Below are 15,436 nucleotides of genomic sequence, written 5' to 3'. Positions count from 1 at the left end.
TAATTATTTAAATACTAAAAAATTGATATAAACAGAAATATAAAAAAAGACCAGCTATTGCTGCTCCTGCATTGATTGCTTTGTATTTTCATTAGTTGGTGGTTGCTGTGATGGATAATTCCCGGTAAGCGATGTATAACATTCTATACAAATATGCTTTTTTGCAAATCCCATATCTAATTCATATAGACGTGCTCCACGTTTACATATTTCGCATCTTGTTGCAATACGGAAATATATCGTTCCATCCGTTTCCCCCCACACCTCTACTTTATTAGCACCATATAAACCGGCATTGTTTAGCATATCAAAAGGAATTCGCACAAATACTCCGTTTTCGTTTCTTTCTGAATCTACTAACCTACCAGCAAACGGAGCACCTTGCCCTGCTTGTAAGGGATAACCTTGTAAATCTTTGTAATCATCCATATATTTTCCTCCTAAACGTTAGGTAGTTTGTACCACTGTCCTCCCATTCCCATAAAATAAAACCCATAGCCTTGACCGCCATCAAAGAAACGAATGGACCCAGCTTGGCCCATTTTATTACGCCCTAAATTTATTCCCTGCGTTAGAATAGGTTGATTTATGAATACATCCTTTTCTGTACTTATATCAAAGGTCTGCCCATGAGCAGCTGGACCTATGTTGTTATTTACGCTGCCTATAGCAATTCTATTAAACGGTTGAAGACCATCGGCCCTTTCTGCTGCTGCACGATCCCAGTTATACATGCAAGCATAGTTACCACTAACCAATGTTATCCCTGAAACACAAACAGCTCTACCCGCAGAAACTTGCGCATTTGCAGCTGTAACTTTAATTACAATCATATGTTCTTGTGGATTGTAATTGTTAGGAACGGTAAATGTGAAATTATACCTTCTAATTTCACCATAAAATGTAGATGGCTCTGGAAAATCTTTATATATTTCGTGCCAAATTTTATAACTCACTTCATCCAATGGCGTAACAAAACATACCTGCAATCGTGGTTTTGCAGTTGTACGCACACCGTTAATCTGTGCGGTTCGATAATGTGCTGACAATGTATAAGAGTTTCCTGGATGAATCCCGTTTTGAACCTTTGTTTCTGGATAATTATACGTGTCGACACGGACTGCATTTACCATTTGTTCATAGTTAAATATAAAAGTGTTATTTTCTATCACTACACCGTTTCCTTGTACTTTCCAAGGTAGACCATATCCAGCACCAAACCCCTGATAATTTGAGTTACCTATGTTCAATTTTGGAACACTAGAAAAATCATGATCGGCTATTAAATTTCGTTTTGGCATAACAGTTGTTTTCGTTCCCCATTCATCTTCAAAAAGGAAGTCTAACATTTTAATAGTAACGCCGTTTTTATCGATGGTAATCTTATCGCCATTAATTTTGATAAGATTCGTATCAATACCCTTTGCGGTTAACCATCGCACCATTGTATCGGCATTAATATCCAGTTTTGCAGCATTGATTGTAATTTTCCCAGGGGACATATTGATCGCAGTGACAATGCCGTCCTTTAAAATCTGCGCTAAAATCCCTTCATCTAACACTTCTAACTTAGATTCCGTTTTCTTTACATAGGCATTATAAGTCTCATTTATAAACGTTTCTTGTTTTCCAGAGATAATTGAAACGCCTTTTTCAGTAGCACTAATACTTCTTTCTAACTCTGTAACTTTCTGATTGTATTTCTCAGTAGCTACTCTATTAGCTATATCTTCTAGCATTTTATCAACATCGGTTTGATCCTTCGGATGTAACCAAAATTCTGTAGCTATAGTGCCGCGTTGTAACATAGGTGCAGCACACCATAAACGCCCATTTCTCGTAACGTAATAACGCCATCTCACAAACGCTGCATTAGCTGGCGCTTTATCTGTACATATAGCACGAACCCATGTATGATTTACAAACTTGATATTAGTTCTAGCTGTTTTAACACGAGTTTTTTTGTCAGCCGTCCACCATTCAATTTCTATAAATGCACCGCCACTATCAATAAGTGTTTTCCCATCCGTATTGAAATAACCTGATGCAACAAAGTCCTCGTTAACCTGACACTCAATGAATTGACTTGTAAGTCCCCACCAACGATCTTGAGTCTGGCCAGTACCGGTAATTACAAATGTATTCATACCTTTGTATTTTAAATTCGTATCAACAGATCCAGTTGCTCCATTACCACTATTCCAAAACCAATATTTCTGCCCTAACTTAAAATCCGCATCACGCAATTCGTTGACAGTACCTAAACCGCCTACATAATCCTCAACGTCTTTCTTTTTCATTGTTAATTTCAATGCTTCAGAATGTTGACCTATTGTTGTAGTAGCCTCACTAAGCGTTTTTCCTTGCTCAGTTTGTGTTTCCTGTAATTTCTTAACACTTGCAGTTGTTCCTTCTGCATTCTTTTCTACAGTGTTAACACGTTCATTAAAAGAGGTTTGTGTTTTTTCTACCGTTTTAATACTTTCTTTAATACCATCCACACTTTTTTCAATCTCGGTTGTTTTCTTAGTGAATTCATCATTCGTTACTTGATTTTCTGGAGCTGGTGTCCAATCCTGTGGCCTATTACCTTTATATAAAGCGACCCATTCTACAACGGATTTTGTAGTGTTACTTGGAAAGTTATATAGACTCAACTTTCTTTCATTTCCACTACTTGCTGCTACAGCTTTAAAAGTGACATAGGTAATTCCATTCGCATAAACACTTGTTGCATATCCAACATTATTTGAACCACCATTCTGCCAAATTCCAAATTTCTGGCCTTGCGGGACACTTCCTTTAATTACAAAAGTATATTCCTCACCTGCAACAAAATTTTCAGTTAGAGAATATGGATTGATTAGATAATCTGTTTTTTCATATTTGACATTTGAATCTAATAACAGATTACGACCTCCAGCTTTATCGTTATTAACTTTCTTTTCTACACTCTCCAACTTCTCACTAATCTGGCCAGCTTTTTCTGTAATTTCAGTTGTTGTTTTCTTTAGATCATTTGTTGTTTGCTGCACCTCAGAGAGGGTCTTTTTCGTAACTTCAGCAGTCTCTACCACTGTATTTAATTTTTCAGTGATTTCACCATCTTTTTTTGCTAACGATTCAATAGATTTAGTAAAACCCTCGTTAGTTTGTTTCATTTCAGAAACAGTTTTATTAATTTCACCTTGGGAGTTCTGTACATTTTTAATAGTTTGCGAAACTTCTTGGAGACTATTTTTAACTTCCTTGAATTGTCCATTGGTTTCACTTTGCGCTTCTTCCACTTTCTTATTTAATTCTTCTTTTGTGAGCTGAATATCTTTATTAACTTGTTTCAGGGTTTCTTCCTTTACTGACTCTACATCAGGAATAAGGAGTTCCCAACCTTTACCGTTCCACACTTTTAAAATACCTGGTTTACCTTTACTAATGTCTCGCCATAATGTCTTACCTACTATAAGATTATCGATTGGTGGATTTTTAGCTTCAATAATATTTACCGTATTATTTTTTAGGTTTTCCTGGACTTTTTCAGCATTCTCTTTAACCAACTTATCTAGCTGATTTAAAATTTCTTGTTTACTACCTAATGAAGCCAGGACTTTATTATAGAGCTTACGTAATTCTTCATTAGCATCCACAATTTCTCGGTAATCACCAAATGCGTATTTATCTTGCGAAGGATCAGTATGTGATTCATCACCAACGATTGCCCTTGCTTCTAAATAAAGCTTTGGTGTAAATCCTGTATCTTTTATTCGGATTGTATCCCCCTCATTAATCAGCTCATGAACTAGTCCAAATACACGACCTATACTTTGTGCTTGAACTTCATATATATAAGATGTATTTATTCGTTTGGCTAGTTCTGTTTTCATAAGAGTTAAAAGACGTTGTGGTGTTATATCTTCTTCTGTTTCTGGTGTATAAAAGCCAAATTTATGTTGGCCTCGCTCATTCCATCGCTGAAACGCATCACTGTCTACAAGATAAGGAACTCCATTATTAATACTAGAGATGGTTATAAAATCTCCACCTTCTTTTTTTACAAACCCTAATAGGGCTGTACAGATGTTTTGGGAATTCTCAATTCGTTTGATACCCATCAAATCTTTACCAAGAGTTACTTCTTTGCCTGTATTACGTCCTCGCTTTCTCACCATATCTACATAACGACCAACAATTTGAGACCCTACAACTTCTGCGCGATATTGAATTTCTAAATCGAACAAGGAAGCAATGTCTTTTAAAAATTTCAGTGGATCTATGAATTCATCAATCGTCATAGTGTGGAAGCCCGCGTATTCTGTTTTTCCTCTTTTCCACTTCGTACCCACAAGAGCTATATCGATAAACTCATTGACTGTTTTACCTACAATCTTCTGTGGATTGATAATGCCAGCTTTCGCGAGTTGAATCCATTCACCAGATGCATAAGCAATGACCGATCTATCATCTGAATCTTTTTCAACTTCAGTAATTACATATGGAACAATGCGACCATCACGAACTTCTTTTAGAACTAAATTTTGCTGCATGAGTGTAGCTGCATGTTCCGTATTATCAAACACTTTAAATTCTAATGTATCTATATTGTTCTTAATTTCCCAATGTCGTTTATCATCCCAATAATCTTTTGTTTGTATATTAGAAACGATTTGACTTGTTTTAAAATCAACAACATGTAATGTTCCGCTTGGTGTTCTCATCTAAATCGCTCCCTATACGTTATTTTGACTATCCCTACATCAGGAGGCATAATCTCAAGTTTGTTCGTTCCTTTTTGAATAATGGGATAATCGCTGAATATATCTTTTAAGTTTATAGCTTTTTTACCATTGATTGATACAAGGCTTCGCTCGGTATCAATAACTACTTTATCTCCAACATCAAAAATATAAGGCGGATTATCTTGGGTATTCATATTGACTTTCCAAATTTTCAAGTCATCGATGCTCATGTCTGTACAGAACATGTTATCCGAAAATTGACTGATGCTTATTTGAACTTGTGCCACTTTGTCCATATTCATATTGTTTTCATCTTCCCACACGACAAAGCGTTCCGAATCATCCTTTTCGGTATTCCATAAAAACTTAGAAATATAAGCTTCCCATCTATTTCCCGTACGTGCTAACCATAATCGACCACGATATTGATTCCATGTAATAGGATGATCTCCAGGTTCATTTATAAGTATTCGCTCGCTGTTTGGTTTCTTTTTGTTACCAAGCTTAGCGAACCCTGTATTCTGTTCTGCTTGCCAATGAACATCATTCATAGAAATACGAGCTACATAGTCGCTATTTTCATCCAATAAACCTATCTCAACACGCCCCATTTGATCGGGGTGAGAGCTTCTTATCCCAACATACGCCTGCATAATAAAATCTTGTAGCGGGCCTTGTGGGATGTTCTTTTTAGCTATGCAACCATGCCATCCTTTTATATTTGTTTCACCTAAATAAACCGGAATTAGGCGTGAGCCTGCATCTACTTTAAAAGCCCCTCCCCCAACCATATCTTCTGCATTCGGAACATCCGTCCAACCTACAGTTGTAGACATCTCATCCCACATTACCCGCTGATTTCTTTCGACAGGTATCTGATTTACGCTAAGCGGCCATCCGATACGAAAATAATTGTCTCCATTCCATACATCAAGAAATGTGGAAGGTTTCGTTACTTCAATTTCAATAATCGGGTTAGATTCGACGCTTCCTTTATTTTGAACATTTGCTATTAACCCACGCCCATCCATTTCAAATTCTACTGTTTTAGTAGGTCCTAACTTATATGGCATCGGACAAACAAAATTCAAAGTACCTTTACCTAAAGTAACAAAATCCTCAGAATCAAAATCTTCATCAATAACCGCCAGGTATGTCCTATCAGGTGTTACATCAAAGACTAATTCAACAGGTTTTTCTGTAATTAACCACTCTGCTATTTCTTCTTTTAATGTTTCTAGATCAGATCCATCAGGAACAATAATTCCGACCGGAACAGGCAAAACTCGCATTTCAGTTTCTGTCGTTAATAATCTTGCACCTGGATAACCTGGCACACTTAGAAATTTCCGTTTTAACGGCGCCCACGCTGGGTTTTTCCATCCTTTTTCGATTTGAATAAAATCCTTACGTATATTGTTAAATGTAAAAGAGCTCATACTGTCACCCCGTTTCTTTATAAAATAAAAGAAACCCAAACTTAAAAGTCTGAGTTTCTTTTTGCTTCTCTTTCTTGATACTCGGTTGTATAGCGATAAGTACCGCGTGCCACGTCTCTTCCTTCTAAATTAACAGGTACTTCAATAACTAAATCTCCACCAGGCATTGAAATGACTCCACCGCCAGATGATCCTGAAGAATAATTAATTACTTGATTTGATACACTATTTGTCATGGCTTGTCTACTGTTTGACATACTTCCATACACACCACTCATGACAGACTTTAATCCGGATAGCTGATTCATAGAACTAGCCATCATACGGCTCATATCACCCATTAATTGATTTATTTCTCCTGATATAGCAAAGTGTTGTCGTGGCATGGCTGCTACGATTCCTGCGCCAATATCTCCGAGTGTCTTTTTATTCAATGGTAAAACCGCTTCTTTTCCTGCTTCTCCTGCACCTTGCAAGTTTCCGCCATTCATTCCGAAGATAGTTGGTTTAGTGAAGATACCACCTTTTGCACGCCAATCTATATTAAGTCCAGAAGGGAATGTAATATCCTTCCCTAAAATATTTTTCGTACTAGTTTGCAAGCTAAAATGTGGAAGAGGTGGCATTTCAGGTTTGGGAATTTTTAACTTCAAGTCACTAAAGAATCCTTTTATTTTCCCAATGAATTCTTCTACTTTCCCAACCGCAGCTTTTATTGGATCAATAATAAATCGTTTAGCTTCTTCAAATTTTTCTTGTGCTGCACTCTTTACGGAATCGAATTTTTCTTTCGCTGAATTATATAAATCAGTAAATTTTTGTTTAGCTGAATTGTAAACTTCAGTTACTGGATCAATCACGTATTTCTTCACTAAATTCCAAGCTGAAAGTGTATAGGATTTTATAGATTCCCAGTTGCTTAATATCCAATTTGCTAATTCACCAAGTTTTTGCTTGGTTGTATTCCACAAGTCTTGAACAGGCTGACTTACATACTGTTTAACCAAATTCCAAGCCATAAGAGTATACGATTTAGCGAGTTCCCACTGTGAGCTTAACCAAGAAATCAAATCACTGAATTTTTCTTTCGTTGTACTCCAAGCTTCCTGAACTGGTTGAATAATATATTGCTTAAGTAATCCCCATGCAACTTGGGCCACAGCTTTTGCAATTTCCCATTGTGTACCAAGCCATGTAACCAATTCACCAATTTGTTTACTCACCCAATTGTAAGCTTCTTGGATTGGTTGAATAATATACTGGCTTATAGCTGCCCATGCAATTTGCACTCCTGCTTGAATAAGTAGCCATCCTGCTTCTAAAACAGTTGCTATGAATGAAATGATTGGATCTAAAACGGTAACAATGGTATTCCAAGTGTCTTGCCAAGCTTGTACGAGTGTTCCCCACAGTTCAGAAGCTGTTGTAACTAAAGAAGTCCACCAAGAAGACGCCGTTTCCACAATACCTGACCACAAACTACTAAAGAATTCACCTATTGGATCAAAGAAACTATGCATCATTTCAGTGAATGAGGCCCAAGCTCCTGAAAAGAATTCAACAATAGAATTCCATGTACTACTACATATCTCACCTATACCTGTCCATAAATCGCCGAAAAATTGACCTATCGGATCAAAAAATGCATGCATTGTTTCTAAAAATGATTTCCATGCTTCACTAGAGGATTGAACAACGCTATCCCAAAGTTCTATTAAATATTCTTTAATAGAATTCCACATATCTATAGTCCACTGTTTTATAGAATCCCAATTTTGATAAACGGCAATTCCTAGAGCCACTATAGCTGCGATAATAATAGGGACAATAGCAACAAGTCCGGCTGCTGCTAAAGCTCCAATTTCAAAGAAGCTCATGACTGTCATGACTATAGGAGCAAGCGCTAAAATTGCACCAGAAATAACCCCAATAGCTACTGCAACAGCAGCTATTGTTGCTGCTAATTTAGGATTATTAGAAATCCATTCTGCTAATTTAGAAATAACATCCGCTATAACTCCAAGAACTGGTTTTAGAGCCATTTGTAAATCACCCATGGCTTTTTGGAACTTTACAGCTGGGTTTGCATCTAATTTTTTAACAGATTCATTTAAGTTATCTTGATTCTTCTGTAAGTCTACAGTTTTTTCTGAAGCCCTTATTAAAGTGTTAGTTAGATTTTGTCCTTGGTCTTCAAACATAGTGGCTAGAACTTTAACCCCAACTTGATTTTTCTTAACCGGGTCTTCTATTCCGTCAATAGCTTTAGCTACTTCTACCATCGCTGCGGCGCCATCTCTTCCGCCTTTAGCGACAGATGCTCCCCATTTTTCTATTTGTTCAGTTGCAATACCAGAACCGTCAAGCGCTTCTTTTAAAGCTTTATCAGCTCCTTGTGCGAATTCGGTTAACTGAATCCTACCTTCTTTAAGCCCATCCAAGAGATTATCAATATTCCAACTACCTGTTTCAACGCCTGCTTCCATAATTGCTTGGACTTCCTCAGCTTTAAAGCCTGCACGGGTTAGTTGACTACCATATTCAGCAATGATGTCTAGCTGTTCTGGTGGAAAGCCCATTTTTAACAACGCATCAACCATACCAAGAGCACTATCTTGCGTTATTCCTAATTCATTTCCTATTTCATATGTTTCTTGAATTAATTCTGTAAAATCTATCCCTTCATAAGAAGCTGAAATGGCGGCCGCTCCCTTAACAATTGCTGCATTGGCTTCATCACTTATATCTTTATTTAAAGCCCATTGCCTACGGACTCCTTCTAAAGACGCTTCTGCATCAACACCATAAGCGGTAACACCTCTAATAGCTTCCTCTACTGATTTTTTAGAGGACTCCGGAACATCAAATGTGATATCGATCTTTGTTTTTAATTTTGACATATCCATCGCTTTTTCAATAGCTGTTGCAATTCCACCACCAGCTGCTAATCCACCAATAACGTTTTCTAATCCTACTTGTAGTCCTTCAAACTTCTTCTCGGTTCTACCAGCTTCTTGTTGTAATTCTCTTAACTCATTTTGTACTTGCCGTATGGAATTTCCAGCATCCACAGATCGAAGGGCTCTTTGTAATTTTTCAATATCAGCTTCTGTACCTAATGCCTCACGACCAATAATTCCAATCGCTTGCTCTAATTGACGACTTGTAGCTGTTCCATTTCGAATTGCATTCACAAGACGATTCCCTAATGCTCCTGCAAAATCATCAACGCTTTTTCCTGTAGCTCTAAACAATGTTTCTAATTGCCTTGTGGAACTTGCTACATTCTCTTGCTCAGCTTTCATGTTTCCTAGTTTATTTTTAAGACCATTAAGTGACCCTTCTGTAAATTCAATCTCACGCCTGAATGCACGATACTGTTCTTCAGAAATTTTACCGTTTTGGAATTGAGCTTGTACTTGTTGCTCCGCTGCTTTCAATTTATCTAGCTTTTGCGTGGTATTTTCAATCTGTTGCGTAAGTAGCTGTTGTTTTTGCGCTAATACTTCCACATTACCAGGGTCAAACTTTAACAAACGCTCGACATCTTTTAGTTCTTTAGCCAAAGCATCACTTTGTTTATTTATATCTTTTAAAGCATTTTGTAACGGCTGAGTATTACCACCAATTTCTATCGTAATCCCTTTAATTCTCCCTGCCATTTTCTCACCCCTTTCTTAGAATGAATCGAAGTCTTTTTGATTTGCTTTTCTAACTTTTTCTTTATCTGGATTCTCTAGCTCAGCAAATTCAGCAATGTAATCAAAGCAATCACCGATTGTCATATCTTCTAAATCCCAGCGTGTTAATTTCGCTTTATAACAAAGAGCAAGGAATAATTCAGTGGTAATTTCTTCATCACTGAATGTCCCTTGCTCTCCATTGTTTTTCTTTATTTTTTTTTTGCTCCCATAGTGACCTGAACTAATTCCATGACTTCTGGCATAATTTCTTCAATTGGGAATTCCTCAAATTCATCTAGCCACGTCATAGGATCAGGAATACTTGAATCAGCTGTTTTAGCGTATAACCAAGTTAAGTCATAAATAAGCTCAAAATCCACATTGCTTAAATCAACATTAGACATATCAAGAGGTTGTTGTGAGCCATCTGGTGAAGTTAACGTACTAATTGCCCCTAAACCCATCAAATCCGCAAATAAATTACGTCTAAATTGAGCCTTATAACGTTTGACTGTTGCTGCTGTAGCTTTTAATCTGACTTGTTTTCCATCTATTGTAATTGTCTTTTCCATTCACTTACGCCCCTTTTGGTAATGCAGGTACTTTTGTATAAACTTTTTTGTACCAATTATCATAGATTTCTTGTTTTGATTTAGTGGTAGTTTTCGTTTTAACCATACGTTTTCCATTAATATCAATAGGGCTTGATACAAATTTAAGCTCGTTTGTATTTGGCTCCGCTGAATTTGTTTTCGTTTTAGATGCAAGTGTTGGACGACTTGCTGAACAGTTAAACATAACGTGTCGAGTCGCTCTTACATCACCATCGAATTCAAACAATAATGCAAATGATTTTCCTTTTGCGTCGGCTAATTCATTTAACACACCATCTTCTTCGTCTAATTCCTCACCTAATGCATCAATTGCAAATTGCTCCGGAATATGAGCGATTGATAAAGTGCCATCATACCCTTGATTATTACTTGCTGCGTAGTAAAGCATGTCATCTGCATAGAACTCAATTAAATCCCCTCGTGGATCAAATGTTAATTCAACCGCACCTGGTAATCGGATCGGTGTACTGAATGTAACTACACCATCTTTAAAGTCATAGAGTGCATAATGGACATTTTTCAGACCAAACGCTACTTTGTTTTCATTCATTTATATCAACCTCGTTTCATATATTTTTTGATACATTTTTTCAGATTCAATAAAAGTCTCATACGAGTCATAAGGAATTTCATGATTGTCTAGGACTTTTTCAAGTTTGGCCTCTGCAACTAAGTCTTTTTTAGTTGTATAAAGCTCAATATTTGCATCGCCTATCTTGTGATACACCTTGTTATCAGCCATTAAATTTGCTGATCCATCCACAAGGAAACATATATAAGGTGGCGCTGGAACTGGCTTGGTCGGCGTTGCTGTGAAATGCGAATAAGCCACAGGATAACCTGTAGCTTCAAGAATTTTTGTTAATTCACCTAATGTCATTGTTGAATCACCCTTTCAATACGTCTTGGCAACTCATCAATGACATACTGTTCAACTGGAAGGATATGAACTTGTGCTGGTACACGGCCACCACTCACTTTTGCATGTCCCTTTTCTAAAAGATGTGTTAATTGACCTTTTGTATTGTGAACGACAAAACCATTACCTTCTTTTTTCTTACGCCACCCTTTACGGTAAGCACCTGTTTTTTTAGGGCTGCCTTGCCTTAATTTTTCTACAGCGACATCAGCTACTTCTTCTTCTGCTATCATTAACTCTTCTTCCACAACATTTGCATATCTTTGCAATTCTCTAGCAAGCTCGCTCGCAAAATCATTCATATTAAACATGCTCCTTTGCGATAATAGTCAATGTTTGATACATTTCATCATCATTCATTGGCGGTTCGATAATGTCAAAGATACGACCTTTCATATTGATTCGCATTAATTCTGTAATACCGGTTGTATAAGGCATCACAAACCGATAAATTCGTGTAGATTGTGATGCTGAAGCTTCAATGTACTCCGAACCTTTTACCGTTTTTATCATTGCCCATGCTTTTTTTACTTCTAGCCAATTACCTGTTTCAACTTCTTGATTTAATTCATCTTTTATTACTTCAGGTTGTTCAATGATAATTCGATTTCTACAATCGCCTGTATTCAGTGGTTTCTTGTACTGAAAAGGACACATATTAATCACCGTCCAATTTAATTTCTTCTAATGCTTTATCGATACCTAAACTATTAATTTGACTTAAAAAATTCTTGTCAAAATACTCTAATGCATCGTTATAAACATAACGAGAACGTTCAAAGACTAATTCTTTGAACTCCTCATCTTTATTTAAATCATAATTCCCACAAACCCTAAGTAATGCCTTGCTAGACGTAGAAAGGATGCGCTTTAGGTTATCATCTTCCTCATCACCTAAATGCATCCTCTCTTTAAACTCCTGTATAGTTACATCTGAAATTACTGTATCCATTCACATCATCCTTGTGTCGGTGGCTTTACTTCTTCAAGTTTCAATGTATAAACTTGTGAAGTGTATTTATCCTTCGGCTTACCTGTAGCGTGTTGTTTGGCAATATAAAGTGTTGCATCTTCTAAAGCGAGTGTTTCATTATACTTTTGGATTGGCTCCGTTCCACCCATCGCTGCAATGTACTCCCCTTTAACAAAGAACACCACTTGTCCTTGAGGTACAAATACAGATTCTGTTGGGATTGGATTAAAAGGTAAGCTCGTTACATATACACCTGCCGCATTTTGAGTTGTAGCATTTGCTTGAATATCAAAAGTATCGAATGGATTTGTTACCATAACTACTTTACCAGCTATATTTTTAGGTCTATCTGCATCTGTTTTACCATCAGGATTTAATTTTTTAGCCAATAATTTAACCACGCCTTTTAATTCATTAATTGTTTTACGACCTGGTTCAAACGTTAAAGTTCCTGCTGGCTTTTTATCTGGATATACTCCATTCACTACACTTCCGCTAGGATCTTTTAATAACCCAATTGGTTCTTCTTTACCTGTCCCTACTACAAAACCACGTTCTAAACCTACTGACATCGCTTCTGTAATCATAGTACGAACATATCGTTCCACCCATACTGGACCAAGCTTCAACATATCATTCGCTAATGGAATAAATGCTGTTAATTTCAGTTGAGTAATTGACTCTTTTCGGAATGTAGCATTTAATTGTCCTTTAATATCACCAAATAACGGTCCCCATACAGCTGCACCCTCTGGATCTCCATAAATAAATTCTGTCACGGCTCCTAAATTCTCTAAGCCGATATGCTCTAGCAACGGATGACCTTGAACTAAATCATCAAAAATTCTCTCTTGTGTTGTTTTAGGTAAAGTCTCAGTAGATTTAAATCCACCCTCTTCAACAACGGCATTAAAGAACTTCATTTCTTCACTTGTTAGTACATTAGCACCACGAGATTGCATAATAGAACGATCTACCATTGATTCATTCACTTGATTTAAAATATCTGAACGAACATCTGTAGCAAGTGCTTCAATCATGGAATTTAACGCTGCTGATTGTTCTTCCGCTGTACCTTCTTGTGTTGCTTTCGCGAAAGCTAGTTTCTTCTCTTCAAAATTATTAAACTTAATAACCATATTTTATTTTCCTCCTAAAGTTAAAAAGAGCGTACTCAAATTCTGTTTTGTATTAACAGGCTTTTGAATAGGCTCTTTTGGATTTGTATTCGTTTGTAAATCATTCAAAATTTCATTTTTCAAACCTGATAATGCTGCATTTAAATCTTCTTTTGTAATCCCTGGGCTTTTGTTCATGGTTCCATTTCTAAAGTCATCGATTACCTTCTGCGGAAGCATGGCAGCAGTAGAAGCTGAAGCTGTCATTTTTACCTGATTATCCATAAACATAATTTCATCCACAAAATTACTTTCTAACGCTTGTTGTGGACCCATCCACGTTTCTTCAGCCATCATATTAAGTAGTTCTTCTTCTGATTTACCGCTTTTAATGACATAGGCGTTTACAATTGCTCGATCTGTTGTTTTTAGCATTTCGGCAGCCTTTGACATATCGCGATGATCTCCACCATTCCACATTGAAGCGTTATGAATCATGATTTGTGCAGTTGGAGAAATTCGGACTTTGTCAGCAGCCATTGCAATAACAGAAGCCGCACTTGCAGCCAAACCAACAATTTGAACTTCCACATGACCAGGATAATTTTTCAACGCTGTGTAAATCTCTGAGCCTTCGTGTACATAACCACCAGGACTATTAATTGATACAACTAAGTCATCGCCATTTGCATCTTCAAGCGCTTTTGAAATCTTACCTGGGCTTGCAGCATCGATTTCAAACCAATCATAAATCCAAACTTCATCATTTGAAACAATCGGTCCTTTAACGTCAATTTTCACCGTCATTTTCTTTCTCACCTCCTTCAGATTCATCTAATTTTGTATAGTTTTTCGTAATATGATGGATATTTAGATTCGGATCATTTGACTCCTCATAATCTACTTCTGAACGAATTTCATTTCCTGTAAATGCACTTGAAGAAATGAGTTTATCAATACTTGTCGCAAGTTCAAATATACTTTGATAGGAAACAGCCTTAACCTCAATTTTTCGTCCTAAAAGATATTCACTCATTTCAAAGAATTTAACGTTCGCTTCATCAGATAGCTTTTTTAATAATGGTCGTACTGTGAAAAGCATATAATTTTTCGTTTGCTTTTCTACATCAGCCATTTCTCCATATATCAGAGCTACAGGAATACCAATTGCCATAGCTACTTGATTCAAGAAACCATTTGTTACTTTATTGATTTCTTCCACACTTGGACCATTTGCAACTCCATTGTATATCTCGTTGTAATTAATACCCTTTTGTTGCGGAACAATAGCAATATCCTTATTACCAAACGCTTGATACATATCATCAATAAACTTTTGTAATTTCGCTAGGTTCTCTTCGGTTTTAGAACCTGTCATTTCCATATCAACTGTTCCACGAACTTGATTTTTCCGTTTTTGAGAGTTTAATATCCTACCAAATAAATCACCATAATCTGCAAATAACCCATCAATAAGTGGAGATAATTTATCATTCCGATACTTTAAATGAATAACTTCGCTTTGTTTAAAACTTCTCTTAAACGTATAATCTTTTACCCTTACATCAGTAAAAGTATCTTCAAATACCGCATACTCATTATGTTGAAATCCTTCTGCGATAAGTAAATCACCATCATCTGCTTGTATGACTAAACACTCATTATCATAAATAAGTTTGCGAACAAACCTTTCCCAAAAGGTACTTGCGGTCATATTCTTGTTCGGTCTTACGTTTAATCGATAATAAAGCTCATCCTTCTTAAATGCTTTACCATTTCTTACTCTAAATTCAGATTGACTAATCGTTCTTCCTAAAAATGAGACACATGTATCAATCGCCAAACGTTTCATATGAAGTCTGTTTGCTGTATCAGTAATTATGTCCAGGTCCAACATGAATTCTAGTTCTTTATTTCTTTTAAATACTGAACCTAACCATCCAATGATTATCACCCC

Annotated in this window: 13 protein-coding genes; all 13 read right to left on the bottom strand. The window is 36.6% G+C overall.

Annotation, left to right across the window (positions count from 1 at the left end; genetic code table 11):
* Window positions 1-54: 54 nt before the first annotated feature.
* The 13 genes from ACTFN4_RS23705 to ACTFN4_RS23645 all read right to left on the bottom strand — a co-directional run bounded on the left by ACTFN4_RS23705 (window position 55) and on the right by ACTFN4_RS23645 (window position 15,433).
* Window positions 55-429 (bottom strand): hypothetical protein, encoded by a 375-nt coding sequence (locus ACTFN4_RS23705; RefSeq protein ID WP_439962903.1) that lies wholly within the window; start codon window positions 427-429, stop codon window positions 55-57.
* An 11-nt stretch (window positions 430-440) separates the two neighbouring features.
* The gene (locus tag ACTFN4_RS23700) at window positions 441-4,712 is read right to left on the bottom strand and encodes a phage tail spike protein (protein ID WP_439962902.1); all 4,272 of its coding nucleotides are present in this window, start codon (window positions 4,710-4,712) and stop codon (window positions 441-443) included.
* On the bottom strand, window positions 4,709-6,172 hold the full coding sequence (locus tag ACTFN4_RS23695) for a distal tail protein Dit (RefSeq protein ID WP_439962900.1): 1,464 nt from the start codon (window positions 6,170-6,172) through the stop codon (window positions 4,709-4,711). The genes ACTFN4_RS23700 and ACTFN4_RS23695 overlap by 4 nt, the downstream gene beginning before the upstream one ends.
* 41 nt (window positions 6,173-6,213) lie before the next feature.
* The gene (locus tag ACTFN4_RS23690; protein WP_439962899.1) at window positions 6,214-9,834 is read right to left on the bottom strand and encodes a DUF2207 domain-containing protein; all 3,621 of its coding nucleotides are present in this window, start codon (window positions 9,832-9,834) and stop codon (window positions 6,214-6,216) included.
* A 230-nt stretch (window positions 9,835-10,064) separates the two neighbouring features.
* The gene (locus ACTFN4_RS23685) at window positions 10,065-10,427 is read right to left on the bottom strand and encodes a hypothetical protein (RefSeq protein ID WP_025710292.1); all 363 of its coding nucleotides are present in this window, start codon (window positions 10,425-10,427) and stop codon (window positions 10,065-10,067) included.
* Window positions 10,428-10,431: 4 nt separating this feature from the next.
* Window positions 10,432-11,019 carry a major tail protein gene (locus ACTFN4_RS23680; RefSeq protein WP_439962898.1) on the bottom strand — a complete coding sequence of 196 codons (588 nt, stop codon included), beginning with the start codon at window positions 11,017-11,019 and terminating at the stop codon, window positions 10,432-10,434.
* The gene (locus tag ACTFN4_RS23675; protein ID WP_439962897.1) at window positions 11,020-11,349 is read right to left on the bottom strand and encodes a hypothetical protein; all 330 of its coding nucleotides are present in this window, start codon (window positions 11,347-11,349) and stop codon (window positions 11,020-11,022) included.
* Window positions 11,346-11,690: an HK97 gp10 family phage protein gene (locus ACTFN4_RS23670; RefSeq protein WP_439962896.1), complete on the bottom strand. Its 345-nt coding sequence runs from the start codon at window positions 11,688-11,690 to the stop codon at window positions 11,346-11,348. The genes ACTFN4_RS23675 and ACTFN4_RS23670 overlap by 4 nt, the downstream gene beginning before the upstream one ends.
* A gap of 1 nt (window position 11,691) precedes the next feature.
* Complete coding sequence (locus tag ACTFN4_RS23665; protein WP_439962895.1) at window positions 11,692-12,045, bottom strand: phage head closure protein; 354 nt, start codon at window positions 12,043-12,045, stop codon at window positions 11,692-11,694.
* Window position 12,046: 1 nt separating this feature from the next.
* Entirely contained in the window at window positions 12,047-12,340 is a 294-nt protein-coding gene (locus ACTFN4_RS23660) for a hypothetical protein (RefSeq protein ID WP_439962894.1), read from the bottom strand.
* 5 nt (window positions 12,341-12,345) lie between these two features.
* Window positions 12,346-13,500: a phage major capsid protein gene (locus ACTFN4_RS23655; RefSeq protein ID WP_377826339.1), complete on the bottom strand. Its 1,155-nt coding sequence runs from the start codon at window positions 13,498-13,500 to the stop codon at window positions 12,346-12,348.
* 3 nt (window positions 13,501-13,503) lie between these two features.
* Complete coding sequence (locus ACTFN4_RS23650; RefSeq protein WP_439962892.1) at window positions 13,504-14,286, bottom strand: head maturation protease, ClpP-related; 783 nt, start codon at window positions 14,284-14,286, stop codon at window positions 13,504-13,506.
* The gene (locus ACTFN4_RS23645) at window positions 14,270-15,433 is read right to left on the bottom strand and encodes a phage portal protein (protein WP_439962891.1); all 1,164 of its coding nucleotides are present in this window, start codon (window positions 15,431-15,433) and stop codon (window positions 14,270-14,272) included. Before ACTFN4_RS23645 ends, ACTFN4_RS23650 begins: the two co-directional genes overlap by 17 nt.
* Window positions 15,434-15,436 lie beyond the last annotated feature (3 nt).

This window comes from Bacillus cereus group sp. MYBK95-2 (assembly GCF_051915225.1).
GTDB lineage: Bacteria > Bacillota > Bacilli > Bacillales > Bacillaceae_G > Bacillus_A > Bacillus_A cereus.
Note: the sequence above shows the minus strand (reverse complement) of the source record. Positions and strands in the feature narration are given on the sequence as shown.

Excerpts from the sequence above, each read along its gene's own strand:
- ACTFN4_RS23670 (WP_439962896.1), bottom strand. The coding sequence starts at position 11,690 with ATGAATGATTTTGCGAGCGAGCTTGCTAGAGAATTGCAAAGATATGCA.
- ACTFN4_RS23700 (WP_439962902.1), bottom strand. The coding sequence starts at position 4,712 with ATGAGAACACCAAGCGGAACATTACATGTTGTTGATTTTAAAACAAGT.
- ACTFN4_RS23705 (WP_439962903.1), bottom strand. The coding sequence starts at position 429 with ATGGATGATTACAAAGATTTACAAGGTTATCCCTTACAAGCAGGGCAA.
- ACTFN4_RS23650 (WP_439962892.1), bottom strand. The coding sequence starts at position 14,286 with ATGACGGTGAAAATTGACGTTAAAGGACCGATTGTTTCAAATGATGAA.
- ACTFN4_RS23685 (WP_025710292.1), bottom strand. The coding sequence starts at position 10,427 with ATGGAAAAGACAATTACAATAGATGGAAAACAAGTCAGATTAAAAGCT.
- ACTFN4_RS23690 (WP_439962899.1), bottom strand. The coding sequence starts at position 9,834 with ATGGCAGGGAGAATTAAAGGGATTACGATAGAAATTGGTGGTAATACT.
- ACTFN4_RS23695 (WP_439962900.1), bottom strand. The coding sequence starts at position 6,172 with ATGAGCTCTTTTACATTTAACAATATACGTAAGGATTTTATTCAAATC.
- ACTFN4_RS23655 (WP_377826339.1), bottom strand. The coding sequence starts at position 13,500 with ATGGTTATTAAGTTTAATAATTTTGAAGAGAAGAAACTAGCTTTCGCG.
- ACTFN4_RS23675 (WP_439962897.1), bottom strand. The coding sequence starts at position 11,349 with ATGACATTAGGTGAATTAACAAAAATTCTTGAAGCTACAGGTTATCCT.
- ACTFN4_RS23660 (WP_439962894.1), bottom strand. The coding sequence starts at position 12,340 with ATGGATACAGTAATTTCAGATGTAACTATACAGGAGTTTAAAGAGAGG.
- ACTFN4_RS23665 (WP_439962895.1), bottom strand. The coding sequence starts at position 12,045 with ATGTGTCCTTTTCAGTACAAGAAACCACTGAATACAGGCGATTGTAGA.
- ACTFN4_RS23680 (WP_439962898.1), bottom strand. The coding sequence starts at position 11,019 with ATGAATGAAAACAAAGTAGCGTTTGGTCTGAAAAATGTCCATTATGCA.